20 protein-coding genes and 1 tRNA gene are annotated in these 16580 nt (G+C 65.0%); 9 read left to right on the forward strand and 12 right to left on the reverse strand.

Annotated features, from left to right (window positions below):
* Window positions 1-86: 86 nt before the first annotated feature.
* Window positions 87-596 carry an Rrf2 family transcriptional regulator gene (locus ABZ942_RS07750; RefSeq protein ID WP_357379929.1) on the reverse strand — a complete coding sequence of 170 codons (510 nt, stop codon included), beginning with the start codon at window positions 594-596 and terminating at the stop codon, window positions 87-89.
* Window positions 597-642: 46 nt separating this feature from the next.
* Window positions 643-1236 carry a helix-turn-helix domain-containing protein gene (locus tag ABZ942_RS07755; protein ID WP_357379930.1) on the reverse strand — a complete coding sequence of 198 codons (594 nt, stop codon included), beginning with the start codon at window positions 1234-1236 and terminating at the stop codon, window positions 643-645.
* A gap of 200 nt (window positions 1237-1436) precedes the next feature.
* Between ABZ942_RS07755 and ABZ942_RS07760 the strand changes: the two genes are divergently transcribed.
* Together ABZ942_RS07760 and ABZ942_RS07765 are read left to right on the forward strand one after the other, a co-directional pair.
* Window positions 1437-3731 (forward strand): MMPL family transporter, encoded by a 2295-nt coding sequence (locus ABZ942_RS07760; RefSeq protein ID WP_357379931.1) that lies wholly within the window; start codon window positions 1437-1439, stop codon window positions 3729-3731.
* A 205-nt stretch (window positions 3732-3936) separates the two neighbouring features.
* Window positions 3937-6237 carry an MMPL family transporter gene (locus ABZ942_RS07765; protein ID WP_357379932.1) on the forward strand — a complete coding sequence of 767 codons (2301 nt, stop codon included), beginning with the start codon at window positions 3937-3939 and terminating at the stop codon, window positions 6235-6237.
* A gap of 47 nt (window positions 6238-6284) precedes the next feature.
* Here ABZ942_RS07765 and ABZ942_RS07770 read toward each other — a convergent pair whose 3' ends face one another.
* The 3 genes from ABZ942_RS07770 to ABZ942_RS07780 all read right to left on the reverse strand — a co-directional run bounded on the left by ABZ942_RS07770 (window position 6285) and on the right by ABZ942_RS07780 (window position 7183).
* Complete coding sequence (locus ABZ942_RS07770) at window positions 6285-6545, reverse strand: hypothetical protein (protein WP_357379933.1); 261 nt, start codon at window positions 6543-6545, stop codon at window positions 6285-6287.
* Between the two features lie 61 nt (window positions 6546-6606).
* The gene (locus ABZ942_RS07775) at window positions 6607-6807 is read right to left on the reverse strand and encodes a hypothetical protein (RefSeq protein ID WP_357379934.1); all 201 of its coding nucleotides are present in this window, start codon (window positions 6805-6807) and stop codon (window positions 6607-6609) included.
* 175 nt (window positions 6808-6982) lie between these two features.
* Window positions 6983-7183 (reverse strand): hypothetical protein, encoded by a 201-nt coding sequence (locus ABZ942_RS07780; RefSeq protein ID WP_357379935.1) that lies wholly within the window; start codon window positions 7181-7183, stop codon window positions 6983-6985.
* 199 nt (window positions 7184-7382) lie between these two features.
* On the opposite strand from ABZ942_RS07780, the gene ABZ942_RS07785 reads away from it, so the two are divergent.
* The 3 genes from ABZ942_RS07785 to ABZ942_RS07795 all read left to right on the forward strand — a co-directional run bounded on the left by ABZ942_RS07785 (window position 7383) and on the right by ABZ942_RS07795 (window position 9539).
* Complete coding sequence (locus ABZ942_RS07785) at window positions 7383-8648, forward strand: acyltransferase family protein (RefSeq protein ID WP_357379936.1); 1266 nt, start codon at window positions 7383-7385, stop codon at window positions 8646-8648.
* 47 nt (window positions 8649-8695) lie between these two features.
* On the forward strand, window positions 8696-8992 hold the full coding sequence (locus ABZ942_RS07790) for a DUF6191 domain-containing protein (RefSeq protein ID WP_357379937.1): 297 nt from the start codon (window positions 8696-8698) through the stop codon (window positions 8990-8992).
* Between the two features lie 109 nt (window positions 8993-9101).
* Window positions 9102-9539, forward strand: coding sequence for a hypothetical protein (locus tag ABZ942_RS07795; RefSeq protein ID WP_357379938.1), 438 nt, complete (start codon window positions 9102-9104; stop codon window positions 9537-9539).
* Between the two features lie 3 nt (window positions 9540-9542).
* On the opposite strand, the gene ABZ942_RS07800 is transcribed toward ABZ942_RS07795, so the two are convergent.
* On the reverse strand, window positions 9543-10397 hold the full coding sequence (locus ABZ942_RS07800; RefSeq protein ID WP_357379939.1) for an NAD(P)H-binding protein: 855 nt from the start codon (window positions 10395-10397) through the stop codon (window positions 9543-9545).
* A gap of 62 nt (window positions 10398-10459) precedes the next feature.
* Here ABZ942_RS07800 and ABZ942_RS07805 point away from each other — a divergent pair, with 62 nt between their 5' ends.
* Both ABZ942_RS07805 and ABZ942_RS07810 read left to right on the forward strand, forming a co-directional pair.
* Window positions 10460-10843: a helix-turn-helix domain-containing protein gene (locus tag ABZ942_RS07805; RefSeq protein WP_357379940.1), complete on the forward strand. Its 384-nt coding sequence runs from the start codon at window positions 10460-10462 to the stop codon at window positions 10841-10843.
* Between the two features lie 3 nt (window positions 10844-10846).
* The gene (locus ABZ942_RS07810) at window positions 10847-11284 is read left to right on the forward strand and encodes a hypothetical protein (RefSeq protein WP_357379941.1); all 438 of its coding nucleotides are present in this window, start codon (window positions 10847-10849) and stop codon (window positions 11282-11284) included.
* Window positions 11285-11391: 107 nt separating this feature from the next.
* Here ABZ942_RS07810 and ABZ942_RS07815 read toward each other — a convergent pair whose 3' ends face one another.
* From ABZ942_RS07815 to ABZ942_RS07825, 3 genes are all read right to left on the reverse strand, one after another.
* Window positions 11392-11778 (reverse strand): NUDIX domain-containing protein, encoded by a 387-nt coding sequence (locus tag ABZ942_RS07815; RefSeq protein ID WP_357380359.1) that lies wholly within the window; start codon window positions 11776-11778, stop codon window positions 11392-11394.
* 347 nt (window positions 11779-12125) lie between these two features.
* Window positions 12126-12599, reverse strand: coding sequence for an NUDIX domain-containing protein (locus ABZ942_RS07820; RefSeq protein ID WP_357379942.1), 474 nt, complete (start codon window positions 12597-12599; stop codon window positions 12126-12128).
* A complete protein-coding gene (locus ABZ942_RS07825; protein ID WP_357379943.1) occupies window positions 12583-13344 on the reverse strand; it encodes an XRE family transcriptional regulator in 762 nt (253 codons plus the stop codon). The genes ABZ942_RS07820 and ABZ942_RS07825 overlap by 17 nt, the downstream gene beginning before the upstream one ends.
* A 171-nt stretch (window positions 13345-13515) precedes the next feature.
* Between ABZ942_RS07825 and ABZ942_RS07830 the strand changes: the two genes are divergently transcribed.
* A complete protein-coding gene (locus ABZ942_RS07830; protein WP_357379944.1) occupies window positions 13516-14049 on the forward strand; it encodes a hypothetical protein in 534 nt (177 codons plus the stop codon).
* A 280-nt stretch (window positions 14050-14329) separates the two neighbouring features.
* Here the strand turns inward: ABZ942_RS07830 and ABZ942_RS07835 are convergent.
* From ABZ942_RS07835 to ABZ942_RS07845, 3 genes are all read right to left on the reverse strand, one after another.
* Window positions 14330-14420, reverse strand: a tRNA-Ser gene (locus ABZ942_RS07835).
* 128 nt (window positions 14421-14548) lie between these two features.
* On the reverse strand, window positions 14549-14992 hold the full coding sequence (locus tag ABZ942_RS07840) for a nucleoside deaminase (protein ID WP_357380360.1): 444 nt from the start codon (window positions 14990-14992) through the stop codon (window positions 14549-14551).
* Window positions 14993-15017: 25 nt separating this feature from the next.
* Window positions 15018-15557, reverse strand: a complete 540-nt coding sequence (locus ABZ942_RS07845; RefSeq protein WP_357379945.1) for a tRNA adenosine deaminase-associated protein — start codon at window positions 15555-15557, stop codon at window positions 15018-15020.
* On the opposite strand from ABZ942_RS07845, the gene ABZ942_RS07850 reads away from it, so the two are divergent.
* Window positions 15556-16566: a prephenate dehydrogenase gene (locus ABZ942_RS07850; protein ID WP_357379946.1), complete on the forward strand. Its 1011-nt coding sequence runs from the start codon at window positions 15556-15558 to the stop codon at window positions 16564-16566. The genes ABZ942_RS07845 and ABZ942_RS07850 overlap by 2 nt on opposite strands.
* Window positions 16567-16580: the final 14 nt, after the last annotated feature.

The raw sequence follows: 16580 nt of genomic DNA on the forward strand, positions 1-16580 counted from the left end.
CCCGTCGAGGCGCTTATCCGCGCCTGGCGTCCAATTCGGTGGCCCTGGCATCTGATTCAGCGGGTGATATGTCTGATTCAGCGGACCTAATTCAGCGGGCGCTCTCTACGCGCCCATGCGCCCGGATCATTCGTGAGCGCGTCGACGAACTCGGGTAGCCGATTGTTGGCGACGTCGTCGATCGACACATTCTCCAGTACCGCACGAATATTCACGCGCAAGGCGATCCAGACACGCTGCAGTGATTCGGCCGCGCCCTGATAGGTCACGTCCTCGGGACGCTCGCCGCGCACCGAGGCGAGCGGACCCTCGATCGCCCTGATCACGTCGGCGACGGAGATCTCGGTGGCCGGGCGGGCCAGCCAGTAGCCGCCATCAGGACCGCGCCTGCTGATCACCAGATCGGCCCGGCGAAGGTCGCCGAGCACCGTCTCCAGCACCTTCGGCGGAATTCGCTGGGCCGTTGCGATCGCCTCGGCCTTCACCACCGGCGCGGCCTGCACGACGGGGCCGAGCACGGCCGGGTTCAGCTGCGGTGCGCGGGCGATCTCGAGCAACGTCCGCACCGCGTAGTCGACCTTCGCGGTGATGTGCACAGCATCTCCTGGCGTTTTCCGGTTTGGTCCGTCGAGTAGCTGCAATCTACGCGCTGTTGCGCGCGTTGAGCACGCAGGTCGCCGCATCGAGCAGCGTGGTTTCCACCAGCGCGTTGTCCGCGCCTGGCGCGAACTCCCTGGACATCAGCGCGACGCCGAGCATCGCGAGCACCGCGCCGGCGCGCAGCTTGGCCTCCTCGGTGGCGTCCGGTCCGGCCAGCCATTCGCGCAAAGTCCGGTCATCGTCGATGAGATCGGGATGCCGGTCGGCCATCGCGTTGAGGATCGTCACGGTGTCGCGCAGCACCAGCGCACCCGCGGCGCGATGGTGCACCAGGCCGCGCAGATAGTTGCGCAGCACTTCCCTGACGCCGTCCGCATCGCGCGCGGCCCGGTCGAGATCGAGCACCACCGAGTGCATGTGATCGATGATCGGATCGATGATCGCGTGCAGCAGATCGAGTTTCGAGGCGTAGTGATAGTAGAGCGAGGCCTTTGTGATTCCCACCGCATCCGCGACCTCGCGCAGGCTCGTCTGCTCGAATCCTTTGTCGCCGAATAGCTTCACCGCGGCGTCGCGAATCGCGGATTTCGTGCCTCGACCAGCGGCAACGCTGCCGTGGGTAGATCGCGCGGTCATCGGATGATCCTCTCACCATTCGTGCGCCGAGCTAACGGTGTCGGCGAAATAGAGGTTGCACCTCCGCTTAGTCCTCGAATAGTCTACCTACCGCACGGTAGGCAGAAAGCGTCACGTGGAGGCGGGGACAAGCAGGGCACCCCGCGAGTGCTGTCACCGGCCTGAATCAGCACCCCCCCAGCACCGCTAGGAGATCCGTCGTGTCCGTGTACCTCTATAGATGGGGAAAGTTCGCTTTCCGAAGAAAATGGATAGTGCTCCCCGTCTGGCTGCTTCTCTTCTTGATCCTCGGCGGCTTGGGTGCGCAGCTCAAGAAGCCGATGACGAACGACTTCAGCATGCCGGACCTGCCGTCCGCGCGCGCGAACGACATTCTCGACAAACACTTTCCGGGCGCGTCCGCCGCATTCAAGTTCGACGCCGTCACCGGCACCTACGTGATCGCCGCACCGGCGGGCCAAAAGCTCACCGACCCGGCGAACCGCACGGCCGTCGACGCCTTCATCGCCAAGCTGGGCGAACTCGACATCGTCGACCACAGCAAGCCGATCATGAACCCGGTCACCGCCGCCGAGAAGATGGGCTGTCTGGCCGACCCGGATCCCGGTAAGTGCAGTGGCGCACCGCTGAACGTGCTCAGCAAGACCGTGCCCGACTCGGTGGCGGTGATGAACGTGCCGTTCACCATCAAGAAGTTCACCGACGTCACCGACCAGCAGCGCGACGCGGCCTACGCGGTCGCCGCCGACGCGCGCAATGCCGGGCTCACGGTCGAGATGAGCGGCTCGATCGCGATGAAGCAGCAGGCGCCGAGTGGTCAGTCCGAGATGATCGGCATGGGCGTCGCGCTGATCGTGATGGTCGTGGCGTTCGGCGCGATCGTCGCCGCCTTCGTGCCGATCCTCACCGCGATCATCGGTCTCGGCGCGGCCACCTCACTGATCTTCCTGGGCACCTCGGTGATCGAGGTACCGAGCTTCACCACCTTCCTCGCCTCGATGATCGGTATCGCGTTGTCCATCGACTACGCGTTGTTCATCGTCTCGCGCTACAAACATGAACTGGCAGTACAGGATTCGCCGGAGGAGGCGGCCGGTACCGCGCTCGGCACGGCCGGATCCGCGGTGGTGTTCGCCGGCCTGACGGTGATCATCGCGCTCGGCGGGCTCAGCATCGTCGGCGTGCAGTTCATGACCTTCATGGGTCTCGGCGGCGCGATCGCCGCGGCCTTCGCGGTGCTCACCGCGATCACGCTGATGCCAGCGCTGCTCGGCGCGTTCGGCCGGTTCCTGTTCAAGCCGAAGCTGCCGTTGGTCGCCAAGCACGATCCGGAGGACGACCACTCGGTCACCAACGGCATGCGCTTCGGCCGGTTGATCGGCAAGGCGCCCTGGCTCGCCCTCGGACTGAGCGTCCTGGTGCTCGGTGCGCTCGCCGCGCCCGCCGCCGGACTGAACCTCGGCCTGCCCGGCGACGACAGCCAGCCCAAGACCTCCACCATCCGCAAGGCCTACGAGCTGCGCACCGAGGGCTTCGGCGAGGGCAGCAACGGCGTGCTGAACGTGGCGGCTGACCTGTCCAAGGTGCCGGTGGAGAACCGGGAGAACGCGGTCAAGGCGTTGCGCGACAAGCTCTCCGCCTACCCCGGCATGGACTACGTGACCGAGCCGAAGTGGAGCGAGGACAAGCAGGGCGTGCTGCTCGACGGCGTGCCGAAGTCGGGTCCGAACAACCAGGCCACCAAGGACCTGGTCAAGGACGCCCGCGACGCGGAAGGACAGCTGCAGGCCGAGTTCGGCATGGAATACGGCATCACCGGCACCACTGCCATCTATGCCGACGTCGATAACGTGCTGCTCGGCAAGATCGTGCCGTATCTGGCGATCGTCGCCGGTGCCGCGTTCATCCTGCTGATCCTGGTGTTCCGCTCGATCCTGGTGCCGTTGACCGCGGCGCTCGGCTTCCTGCTCTCCATGGGCGCCACGTTCGGCGCGACGGTGCTGATCTTCCAGCAGGGCAAGTTCGGGCTGATCGCGGATCCGCATCCGCTGATCAGCTTCCTGCCGATCATGTTGATCGGCTTGGTGTTCGGCCTCGCGATGGACTACCAGGTGTTCCTGGTGACCCGGATGCGCGAGGAGTTCGTCAACGGCAAATCACCGAAGGAAGCGGTTGTCGCCGGTTATCACCACGGTGCCCGCGTGGTGACCTCGGCGGCGATCATCATGATCTCGGTGTTCGGCTCGTTCCTGCTCGAGACCGACGTGACGGCCAAGTCGTTCGGCTTCGCGCTGGCGGCCGGCGTGCTGTTCGACGCGTTCATCGTCCGGATGGTGCTGATCCCGTCGCTGCTCGTGCTGATGGGCAAGTGGGCCTGGTGGATGCCGAAGTGGCTGGACCGGATCGTGCCCGATATCGACGTCGAAGGCGCCAAGCTGCGTGAACTGCAGCAGCGCTCGGCGGAAACGGTGCAGGTGCCGGTCGGCGTCAGCTGATCGGTCCGCACTCGGCCCCGCACTCGATTCTTCGAGTGCGGGGCCGAGTTGTTTCCGCGGTCGGTTCTTGATCTTGTGCGCCGTCCACAGCAGACTCAGAAGAAGTTCGACCTCTCCAGCTCGGTAGTTCCCCGGCGGGCGCAGTCGGCCCGCGGGCGTTCAGTCGCTCGATCCGGCCCGACCCGATCACCGCGAGGAGAACCCTGTGTCCGTGTATCTATACCGATGGGGCAAGTTCGCCTTCCGCCACAAGTGGATTGTGCTGCCGATCTGGATCGTCGGTTTCCTGGTCCTCGGCGTGCTCGGCACCCAGCTGAAGGAGCCGATGAGCGACGACTTCAGCATGCCGAACCTGCCGTCGGAGCGCGCGACGCAGATCCTCGACCAGCACTTCCCCGGTATGTCCGAGGGGTTCAAATTCGACGCCGTCACCGGGACCTACGTGCTCGGCGCGCCCGCGGGTCAGCGGCTGACCGACCCGGTCAACCGGCAGGCGATCGACGCGCTGATCGACAAGCTGAACCAGCTCGGCATCGTCGACCACAGCAAGCCGATCCCGAACCCGATCACCGCGACCGAGGAGATGGGCTGTCTCGTCGCCGAGCCGGACGCCTCGAAGTGCAGCGGCGCACCGCTGAACGTGCTCAACAAGACCGACCGGGACACGGTCGCGTTCTTCAGCGTGCCGTTCGGCATCAAGAACTTCACCGACGTCACCGCCGAGAGCCGCAAGGCCGCCTACGACGTGGCCGACCAGGCGCGCGGCGCGGGTTTGACGGTCGAGCTGAGCGGCACCATCGCGACGGAGCAGGCGGCGCCGAGCGGTCAGTCCGAGATGATCGGCATGGCGGTCGCGTTGATCGTGATGATCGTGGCGTTCGGCGCGATCGTCGCCGCGTTCGTGCCGATCATCACCGCGGTGGTGGGGCTCAGTGCGGCTACCGCGCTGATCTTCCTCGGCACCTCGTTCCTTTCTATCCCCAGCTTCACCACGTTCCTCGCGTCGATGATCGGTATCGCGTTGTCCATCGACTACGCGTTGTTCATCGTCTCGCGCTACAAACATGAACTGGCAGTACAGGATTCGCCGGACGAGGCGGCCGGGACCGCGCTCGGGACCGCGGGCTCGGCGGTGGTGTTCGCCGGTCTCACCGTCATCATCGCGCTGGTCGGGCTCAGCATCGTCGGCGTTCGATTCCTTACCTTCATGGGTCTGGGCGGCGCGATCGCGGCCGGGTTCGCGGTGCTCACCGCGATCACGCTGATGCCAGCGCTGCTCGGCGCGTTCGGGCGGCACCTGTTCAAGCCGAAGCTGCCGCTCATCGCGCAGCACGATCCGGAAGACGACGACTCGATCACCAACGGCATGCGCTTCGCCCAGGCCATCGGCAAGGCGCCCGCCGTCGCACTGGTGCTCAGTATCGTCGTGCTCGGGCTGCTCGCCCTGCCCGCGACGAACATGAACCTCGGGCTGCCCGGCGAGGACAGCATGCCCAAGACCTCCACCGTCCGAAAGGCCTACGAGCTGCGCACGGCCGGGTTCGGCGAGGGCAGCAACGGCGTGTTGCAGGTCGCGGTCGACCTCGCGAATGTTCCGGCGGAAAAACGCACGGCGGCACTGAGTTCGCTGCACGACGAGCTCGCGGCCTCACCGGATATGGACTACGTGACCGAGCCGCGGCTGAGCCAGGACGGACTCGGCGCGCTCATCAACGGTGTACCGAAGTCGGGGCCGAACGACCAGTCGACCAAGGACCTGGTCCGCGACGCCCGCGCGGCCGAGGGCCGGCTCGAATCGCAGTACGGGATGAAATACGGCATCACCGGCACCACCGCCATCTATGCCGATATCGACCACGTGCTGCTCGGCAAGATCGTGCCGTACATGGCGATCGTGGCGGGCGCCGCGTTCATCCTGCTGATCCTGGTGTTCCGCTCCATCCTGGTGCCGCTGACCGCCGCGCTCGGCTTCCTGCTGTCGATGGCGGCCACCTTCGGTGCGACCGTGCTGATCTTCCAGGAGGGCAAGCTCGGGTTGATCCAGGATCCGCGGGCGATCGTGAGCTTCCTGCCGATCATGTTGGTCGGCTTGGTGTTCGGCCTCGCGATGGACTACCAGGTGTTCCTGGTGACTCGCATGCGCGAGGAGTACGTGCACGGCAAGCCGCCGAAGGAGGCGATGATCAGCGGTTATCACCACGGGGCCCGGGTGGTCACCTCCGCGGCGGTCATCATGATCTCGGTGTTCGGCTCGTTCCTGCTGGAGACCGATGTGACCGCGAAGATGATGGGTTTCGCGCTGGCGGCCGGCGTGCTGTTCGACGCCTTCCTGGTGCGGATGGTGTTGATTCCGTCGCTGCTCGCGCTGATGGGCAAGTGGGCCTGGTGGATGCCCCGCTGGCTGGACAAGATCGTGCCGGACATCGATGTGGAAGGTGCGAAGCTGTTCGCGTTGCGCGGGCAGCCGACGCCGGGCGACGCGAAGCTGCCCGCCGACGTCGGCTGACCTCCCGGCATTCGCCCCCACTCGGTTCGCCGGGTGGGGGCTGGTTTTTACTGGCTCGGCTGCGGCAACGTGCAGTCATCGACCTTCGGGTTCATCCCCATGTAGTTGAGCGGGCCGGCCAGTGCCGTGAGGGCGATCGTGCCCCAACCCGCGCAGTTCGTCGGGCTGCCCTCGAAATAGTGGCGCTGACCCGCGGCGATCAGGCCGATGGCCAACCAGATGAGCAACAGTGTGCTGAACAGTCTGGTACCGGTATGGCGCACTGCTCGGCCGCGGAAACCGCGGTCGCGCATCTCTTGGTCGCGCATGTCGTCGCTCCCTTTCCGTGCTCCCCACCTGAGAATACCCCGCCTGATCAGCGTTTATCCCCTACTGGCTCGGCTGCGGAACGTTGCAGTCGGCGATCTTCGGGTTGATGCCGACGTAGTTGAGCGGACCGGCCAAGACGGTGAGCGCGGTGGTGCCGAATCCCGCGCAATTGATCGGGCCAGTGTCGAAGTAGTGGCGCTGGCCTGCGGCGATCACACCGATCACGAGCCAGAGCACGACAATCAGGCTGCCAAGTCGCATATTGCCTCATTCGTCGGCGTCTTCTGAGCGACCCTCATTATCGAGCCCCGAACGCGACGCGCCGAACGCGACGACACGGCCTGCGCGCCGCAGCGAACCTCGCGCCCGTTGCCGGGCGCGAGGTCGCCGAATCAGGTTGGGCCGGTGTGCGGTACGCGATCACCGGTGTCGTTGACTACGGACTCGGTTGCGGCACATTGCAATCGTCGACCTTGGGGTTCACGCCCATGTAGTTGAGCGGGCCCGCGATCACCGTGACGGCAATGGTGCCGAACCCGGCGCAGTTCACCGGTCCGCTGTCGAAGTAGTTCCGCTGAGCTGCGGCGACAACGCCGATCAGCAACCAGACCAAGACAATAATGCTTCCGATTCTCATGTTTCTCTCGCTCATCGGTCTCGAGCGGACTGTACGACGGCGCATGGGCCACCACGTCCTTCCCGCATTTAGCTATCCGGCGTATACCCCCGTTCGCCCGAAATATCCGTTGCCGCCGAACTATTGCTCGCCGGTTCGATACCGCAGGCGTGCGGTGCATTTCATCCGCTGTTCAGCCGGGGCGGGTACGCCCATGGATGTGAGTAGACCGCGTAGTTGGACGATCGATCTCGGTCGGGTCTTCGCGATCGGGGTCGTCGTTGTCATTCACTGGATTTCGGTGCGGGTCACCGTCACCGACGGGGTGCTGCGTGGCGAGCCCGCGCTGCACGGGCGGCCTATCTGGGCGCTGTCCTGGCTGATTCAGGTGATGCCGCTGTTCTTTCTCGCGGGCGGGTTCGCGAACACGCTGATCGTGGATCGTTGGCGGGCAAGCGGGTTGGGTTACGGGGAGTATCTCGGTCCGCGGGCGCGGCGGCTGGTCACGCCGGTGCTCGCGTTGGTCGCGGTGCTGGCTCCGGTGATCGCGGTCCTCGGCGTCTACTCCGAGCGGACGGCGGCGACGGCCGCACACGTCGTGGCCAGTCCGCTGTGGTTTCTCGCGGTGTATCTGGTGGCGGTGGCCGTGGCGCCGGGCGCGGTGGTATTGCACGATCGGGTGCCGCTGCTGTTGCCGGTGGTTTTGCTGGGGTGCTCGCTTGCGGTGGACGCCTTGCGATTCGGTGGTGCGGGGCGGTTCGCGGAGTGGAATCTGGTCTTCGTGTGGTTGTTCTGTCATCAGCTCGGGGTGGTGCACGCGCGCGGATTGCTGCGGACGGTCACCGATGCCGGTGTGCTGCTTCTCGGCGTGGTCGGCGTCGGGCTGCTGGTGGTGATGGTCGGGGCGGGCCCGTACTTTCCGACCACCCTCGGAGTGGCCGATGCGCCCGTGTCCAATCTGGCGCCGCCCACTTCCGCCATCTCGATTCTTGCCGTCGTTCAGCTGGCGCTGTTGACGCTGGTGGATCGGCGGGTTGGTGGGTGGGAACCGCGTCGGTCGTTGCGGCGGGTGATCACCGCGATCGTGCCGTTGTTGATGACGATCTATCTGTGGCATGTGCCCGTGATCGCGATGTTGACCGGGGCGGCGACGCTCGTGCCGTCGCGATTGCTGCCGGGAGATCCGCAAACCTGGTGGGAGACAAGGCCGTTGTGGATTCTGGTCGGCGGGGTGGTGTTGTTCTTCGTGGTGCGGGTCAGCATGCGCTGGGATGTGTTCTGTGCGCGGTATGCCGCGCGCGACGCGACGGTGCCCGCGGTGGTCGGGACGGCACTGGCCGCTTGGGGTGTGTACTCGATCTGGCAGGTCGGGCTGTTCCCGGTGGGGGCCGGTGCTGCCGTGTTGTGTGTGGCGCTCGGCGCTGCCGTACTCACCTCGACGCGACGTACCGGCGCTACCGCGGACAAGTCCGCGGCACCTGCGTGAAGCCATGTGATCGGGAACACTTGCCGCGGCCGGATCGTTTGATCGGTATGGCGTCGGTACTGCAATGGTGGATCCCGGGCTGGATCATCTTGCTGATGTTGGTCGCGGCGTACGAGTTGACGATGGGCAAGCGGCGCAAGCGGCGGCGCACTCCGGTGTCGGGCACCTTCACCGATGAATTCACGGCGCTGTTCTACTCGACCAAGCGGATGGAGCTCGACCATCGTGAGTCGGTGTCGATGTTGCGGGACGAGGACGCGGAGGGTGCGCCGCCGTTCGGAGTCGACCTCGATCGGCAGACCGTCGTATTGCGGCCCGGCATGAACGGGCCCGCTGAACGGTAGGAAAGCCCGGGTCGGCGCACGATTCGGCACGACTGCCGGTTGCCGGGTCCGGCCAGCGATTACGCTACTTTCAGCTCGCCCGCATGCCGACCTTCCAGGAGGTAGCACGATGAGCAGGTCTTTCTCTCGCACCGTGGTGGGTGCCGCGGCCTTCGCGGCCGCCGCTGTTACCGCCGTGACGATCGGTCCACCGGCGAATGCCGATGTCGAATCCGTCAGCGTCGCCGCCGGGCCCGAAGGGCTGCTGACCGGCTGCCGCTACCCGGTGACGGCGACGGTCACCGATTCGGAGATTCCGCCCGGCTCGGTATTCTTCCTGCTGGCCGGCGGAGTGATCCCGGGCAACGGTGAACGGATCCCGGGTGAGGCTGTGCATCACCCGGAGAACAACACCGTCACTTTGAGTTGGACGCCGACCCGGGTCGGTTCGCAGAACCTGATCGGTATGCAGAGTGAGCCGGGTCGGTACACGTCATCGAAGTTCATCACCGTCGAGGTCGTCGGCAGTGGGCTCGATACCGGAAGTTCCTGTCTGCGTACCGGATAGCCGTCAGGCGAAGTCGGCGGCGTGATCGGCGACCCACTGCGCGTAGCTGCGGGCGGGTGCTCCGGTGACCTCCTGGATCGTCGACGTCGGCAGTCCTGGCGTGTCCACCATCGCGGCCAGGCCGCCGAGGATGTAGTCGGCGAATTCCGCTGGTACCCAACCCATCTGCGCCTTGGCCTGCTCCCGAGTGATTTCCTCCCAGACCAGTGGACGACCGAGCGTCGCGCCGATGATCGCTACCTGCTCGGCCCGGCTCAGCGACGCGGAACCGCTCAGCACATACCGGGCACCGAGGTGCTCGTCGGTGGTCAGCGCACGCACCGCGACCGCCGCGATATCAGCCTCGTGCAGCAGGGTCATCGCTGCGGCCCCGTACGCGCCGCGCACGACATCGCCGGTGCGGATCTGCGGTACCCATTCCAGCGTGTTGGTCGCAAAACCGTAGGGGCGCAAGAAGGTCCACTCCATGCCGGAATTCCGGATCGGCTTTTCGATGTCCGCGTGTGCCTTGCCGATCGGGTTGTCCTGTTCCTCGAGATCGTCGCGGACCGCACCGGAGGACAGCAGCACGATCCGGCGCGCGTGCTCGGCGATCACCTCGATCACCGGAATCGCCTTATCGGCAGGCAAATTCGGCCACGTCAGGTAGACAGCGTCCACTCCGGCGAGCGCACGGGGCAGCGTTTCCGGCGCGGTCAGATCACCGGGCACGACCTCGACACCCGTCGGAAATGCCGCCGCCTCGGGTTTGCGTGCGAGCGCGCGCACCGCCGTCCCGGTCGCCGCGAGCTGCGAAACAACCTGTCCGCCAACATGACCGGTCGCTCCGATCACCAAAACCTGCTTTATCTGAGCCATAAGCTCACCATACGAAAGCGACTAACCTTTGGTAAGGCCCCACCTCGAAGTAAGCTCTAGGCGTGAAGGTAGGTTCCCTGGTCAACAGCTCGCCCGGCACCACGCGGCAGGCAATATTCGACAGCGACTGCCCCGGCCGCACCGTCCTCGACAAGCTGACCAGCCGCTGGGGCGTGCTGATTCTGTCCGCCCTGCGCGACGGACCGATGCGGTTTCACGTCCTGCGCGACCACGTCGGCGGCATCAGCGAGAAGATGCTGTCGCAGAACCTGCGCACCTTCACCGACTACGGCCTCACCGACCGCACCGTGGAACCAACTACCCCACCGAAAGTCACATACTCACTCACCCCGATGGGTATGGAAGTAGCGGAACGATTGCACAGTCTGCTGGACTGGGTAAGCCGCAACGGTGAGGCGATCGTGAAATTCCAGTCAGGGAGGTAGCACGTGAGCAGGTCCCACTCTCGAGCCGCGGTCGGCGCGGCCACCTTCGCGGCGGCGGCCGTCACCGCCGTACTGGCCGGTCCACCCGCCAACGCCGAGGTGACCGGCGTCAGCGTCGACCTGGGCTCCGAGGGCATCGTGACCGGCTGCCACTACCGAGTGACCGCCACGGTCACCGACATCTCCGACGACCCCGGTTCGGTCTTCTTCTGGCTCTCCGGCGGCGTCATCCCCGGCAACGGCGAACGCCTCCCCGGCGACCCCATCCACCACCCCGCCAACAACACCGTCACCACCACCTGGACTCCCACCCGCACCGGGCCCCAAAACATCACCGCCATCCAAAGCGTGCCAGGGCAATACACCTCGACGAAGTTCACCACCATCGACGTCGAAGGCACCGGACTGGACACCGGAAGTTCCTGCATCAAAACGGGATAACCACAATCCCGCGGCGTCGCCGCAACGGTTCTCGCTCGTGCGGGGCCAGCGTCTGCGGCTCCGGAGCCCAGTTGAGAACACCCGGCCATCGAGCAAGCGCTGATGGCTCATCCGAGGTAAGGGTAGTTTCCCGACAGGTAGTCGCCGATCTGTTGGCGCATGCTCGGGTGGATGTCGTACTGGTCCAAATCTGTAGGGAGTACGAAGGTTACGCCGTCAGCTTCATCGTTGATGGTGGGCTCCCCGGCGACTGGTCGGCCGATGTAAGTGTTCTCGTACTGCTGACGAATTTCGCCGTCGGTGTAGGCAACGATGTGGTTCGGATTGCTGTAAACGCCTAGGAATCCAGTTATTTCAGCCGTGATACCAGTTTCTTCCTGACATTCTCTGATGGCGCACTCGGCCGGCGTCTCACCCATGTCCATCGCTCCGCCGGGCAGTGCCCACTGGCCCGTGTCACGACGCCGCGGCAGCAGAATAGCCCCGGACCCCATCGGCAACGAGCAGATTGCATGCCACCACAAGCGAATTGGGCTTGGGTGCCTTCGGGTCGTAGTAGTACTCGATCCTGCCCATGATCAGCCTTTCGTCAGGGTGTCCGAGGTCTCGCGTCTGCGCGACGAGGGTTTCGGCTCTCCATATGCTGGTTTCTTTCCATCTGGCTCGCCCAAGCGATCTCAGTAATTTCTGGGACCAGATAATGGGCGCCCTGGAAGAGCGACAGAGGAACAATCCCGATGACCCTTTGCGCCTGAAGCGAATGTTGATGCTTACCGAGGTAGATCCGGCGGAGGGATTCGATCCTGAATAGGTAAGGTCCCTTTGGTCGCAGTTTGCCGAGTTAGCCCAGCCACGGGAGGTCCGAACCTTCCTGGTGATGCCGAAGTCGCAGGCGGACGGTCGGATGCACCGGCATGGCCTCTAGTTCGTCGAGGGAGATGAACCGGACCTCGGTGGACTCGTGTGACACCTGGATTTCGCCACCAACCACTCGGCCGTTGTAGACGATCGCGAACTCTTGCCGGACCTCGCCGTCGGAGTATTCGATCACGTGGTCTGGATCGGTATAGATGCCGAGCAGCCCTGTTATCTCGATGTCCAACCCGGTTTCTTCTCGGGTTTCGCGAATCACACAGTCTTCGAGGGTCTCCCCTACCTCCATGATCCCGCCTGGCAATGACCAGTTGCCGGAGTCCCCGCGCCGTTGCATGAGCACGCGCCCAGTGTCGTCAACAACTAATGCCGACCCGCCTGGCTTCAACGAGTTGGGCTTGGGTGCATCCGGATCTTTGTAATAGTCACGCCGTGAGCCCATGATGTTCCTCTGTGCCGTACGGGGTTACGGTTCCCCATATTTGCTCGAATTGGTCTGAGAACGACTCGAATATCCCGTGTGGAGACAACTTCCGCAGGTGCATAGCAGTGTGCTGGTAGCCCCGAGCTCGGAACAGGTACGGGGTAACAATCATCTCGGAGTCGAACCGAAACACCGAGTTGTACAGATGCGTGGTGTGAAGCCCGACAGTGCAGCCGGGGGTTTCTGCAAGCGGTCCCAGCATGGACAACGCGTTGCGTATCCGACCGGGCAGGGTGCCGCCCATCTGCTCCAGCACGTCCCTTTCGATGACGTGGGGGCAATCAGGGTCGGCGAACCCTAGCCGCACCACAGCTCCCGCGCTGCACTTGGCAGCGATCAATTCGGAAGCGTTCGGCAGCAACTCGAATACGAACGGGTATGCGTACCCGATGATGTCGATTCGTTCAGTTGCCTTGTGCATCAGCGACACCCAGAGATCGTTCGGTATGTCTGCCCGATGCGCGTAAGCACCCAAGACCTCCGCGGTCGCTGGTGCTCCTGCTTGAATGTCCGGCCGAGCAGATGGCCACAATGACTCCTCGGTCTCGCCGAGCACCAGGGCAACCTCCAGGCGGGTGCGCCGATGCGGAACCCGTCCCGCAAGCCAACGGTTCACGGTCTTCACGTCCACCTTGACCGCAGTAGCCAGCCGGGCTGAGTCGAACCCTGCGCGGACCATCGCGGATTCCAGACGCTGAGTCATGCCAGAACCCTACGCACATTTTGGGACACGCAGGACGTTTGAAGTGTCTTTGGAAGCGTCCTTGACACAGTTCTGGCGTCCCTGCGCGATCCCTAACTTCAGATGTGGCGCTTGGGGCCGGTGCAGTCAACTCGGCCCCGAGCTGCCTCACCACTGACGCAAGGGGCAGTCGTGACCGACGAACCAGAAGTAGCGCAAGCCACGCCACGTACGCGGCTGTTCCAGTTCCCTGGCGGCGTGCTCGAACTACAGAGCGCCGGAGACGACTCAGACGACTACTCCGGGTTCTATCTCGAGATTCACGGATATATCGCACTCGACGGGCATGAGGAGAGAGGGGGTGTAATGCGTTGGAGACCAACGTGTATCGGGTACCAACGAGCCGATGTGTCCGGAGCCGCGTTGCTTTGGGACCAGGGTCAAATCCGCAAGCTCGCAACACGTCTCGGTTACGACTTCGCCGACATGGTGGTTTATGACCCCAAGTTCGGACGGCCACCTCTGGCCCGTCTGAAGGCACAAGCAACCCGACTGGATGCGGAGGCGGTCATAGTGCCGAGCCCTGAGCACTTCTCGGCCCGGGAGATTCCCGCGACGTTGGTGCAGCAGCTCGATGTCATCACCGTTACCCCCGAGGAGACGTACGCCCGGCGCGGAATACCGCCGCTTCGGGACCTGCCACCCGCGCATGCGGATGACGCTTGACTAGAAAGGTCGTTCTATGGACTGGGTCAACATGCTGTCTGGCGCTGGTGCGGCTGCTCGGACAAAGGACGCGAAGGAAACACTCAACACCTACGCGGACCTCTTCGACGACGACTTGGACCGCGTAGCGTCTGCGATGGACAAGAAGTATTCGGGCAGCCAGGGCTCTGCCGCAACAGGCGTTGGTAGCTGCGCTTGTCAACACCTTGTCACGAAGCCCGACCAGGTGTTGCCTGAGCAAAGAAAAAGCCCCTCACCTGGGTGAGCAGATGAGGGGCTTTGGCGGTGGCGGAGGGATTTGAACCCTCGGAGGGGGGTTACCCCTCACACGCTTTCGAGGCGTGCTCCTTAGGCCGCTCGGACACGCCACCGCCGACAACCATACCGGAGTGGGGGCTGATCGTTAAATCGGCTGGGTAGGGCGGGCAGGGGGTGACTTGACGTACGGAAGGTGCACGTGACGCATGCTGCTGCTTGCGTCGGGAGAGTGGATCGTGCGTTAAGTCGGGTCGCGGTGGGTGCGGAAGAAGGTGTCCAGGAGGGTGGCGCAGTCGGGTTCTAAGATGCCGCCGCGGACTTGGGGGCGGTGGTTGAGGCGGCGGTCGCGGACTACGTCCCAGAGGGAGCCTACGGCGCCGGTTTTGGGTTCCCAGGCGCCGAAGACGAGGCGGGAGACGCGGGCTAGGACTAGGGCGCCTGCGCACATGGTGCAGGGTTCGAGGGTGACGGCGAGGGTGGCGCCTTCCAGGCGCCAGCCGTCGCCGTGGCGTTGGGCGGCGCGGCGCAGGGCTAGGACTTCGGCGTGTGCGGTGGGGTCGCCGAGGGCTTCGCGGGCGTTCGCCGCGCGCGCGAGTTCCCTTCCGGTGGCGTCGAATACGACGGCACCGACGGGAACGTCACGGGGGTCCGCTTCGGCGGCCGCGGCGATCGCGGCGCGCACCATGTCGGCGTCCGAAGGGAGGGGCACGTCAGCGGGGCAGCTTGTCCAGCACCGCCGATAGTTCGTCGGCGAAGCCGAGGCGTTGGGCGATCATGCCGAGCTGCTCGTCGGGATAGAGGTCGGTGTCGGCGAGGATGACGCTGAGCACCGGCTCGGGCAGACCGAGATCGGCGAGCACCCCGAGGTCGCCCTCTTCCCACGGCTCGATGTCGTCGAGCTCGTCGGGATCGATATCCGGGATTTCCACGTTCAGGGCGTCGAGTACGTCCGCGGCGATGTCGTAATCAATGGCGGCGGTCGCGTCCGAGACCAGCATCCGGGTGCCGCTAGGCGCGGGCCGGACCACGATGAAGAACTCGTCGTCGATGTCGAGCAGGCCGAACACGGCACCCGAGCTGCGCAACGCCTTCAGTTCGTTTTCCGCCGCGGACAAATCCGTAAGGGCTTCCTGGCTCAGCGGGCTGCACCGCCATTTGCCTTCTTCGCGGACAACCGCCACTGCGAACCCTTCTACGTCGTCGTAATCATCCGACGCCGCCCTATTCGTGCCCGAGCGCTGTGCTGCCATGGCCGCAACGGTAGTCTGCCCGAGCCGAAATGTTGAAGTCGTATGCCAATCTGTTCAGGTGACTTCTGCTGGGAAAGCATCCGTGTGTGTCCTCGGAACCGGCTTGATCGGCGGTTCTCTGCTGCGTGCCGCCGTCGGCGCGGGCTATCACGCCTGGGGATTCAACCGTTCCGCGGCGGGTGCGCAGGCCGCCCGGGCCGACGGCTTCGACGTCACCGAAGAGCTGTCCGCCGCGCTGACCCGGGCCGCCGAGGCGGACGCGCTGATCGTCATCGCGGTGCCGATGCCCGCGGTCGCACACATGGTCTCCGCGATCGCCACGTTCGCGCCGCGCTGCGTGCTGACCGATGTGGTCAGTGTCAAGGCGCCGGTCGCCGAGGCGGTGCGCAAGGAAGGTCTGTCGGCCCGCTACGTCGGCGGCCATCCGATGGCCGGTACCGCCGAATCCGGGTGGGCCGCCACCGATTCCGAGCTGTTCCGCGATGCCGTGTGGGCGGTCGGCGTGGACGAGGGCACCCATGTCGAGGCGTGGACCAGGGTGGTGCGACTGGCCCTGGATTGCGGCTCGGTGGTCGTGCCGGTGGTCGCGGACGAGCACGACCGCGCGGTGGCCCGGATCTCGCATCTGCCGCACGTGCTGGCCGAGGCGCTGGCGTCGGCCGGTGCGGCGGGTGGCGAACTCGCGCTCGGGCTGGCGGCGGGTTCCTTCCGCGACGGCACCCGCGTCGCAGCGACCGCCCCCGATCTCGTGCGCGCCATTTGTGAACCCAATTCCGCGGCACTGTTGGCGGTCCTGGAGGAAACGCTCACGATGCTCGGCGCCGCCCGCGACAGCCTGCGCGCGGACAATTCCCTGGCCGATCTCGTCGAAGCCGGACATGATGCCCGCGAACGCTACGAAACCGCGCGACGATGGGAAATCACGGATATCCACCCCGGTGACCACAATTGGCTGGCGAACTTGCGCGAGGCCGGGCAGCGCGGCGGGGTTATCACCCGGTTGAACTGAGCGCGGTAAACCGA

The organism is Nocardia sp. NPDC046473 (genome assembly GCF_040645995.1).
GTDB lineage: Bacteria > Actinomycetota > Actinomycetes > Mycobacteriales > Mycobacteriaceae > Nocardia.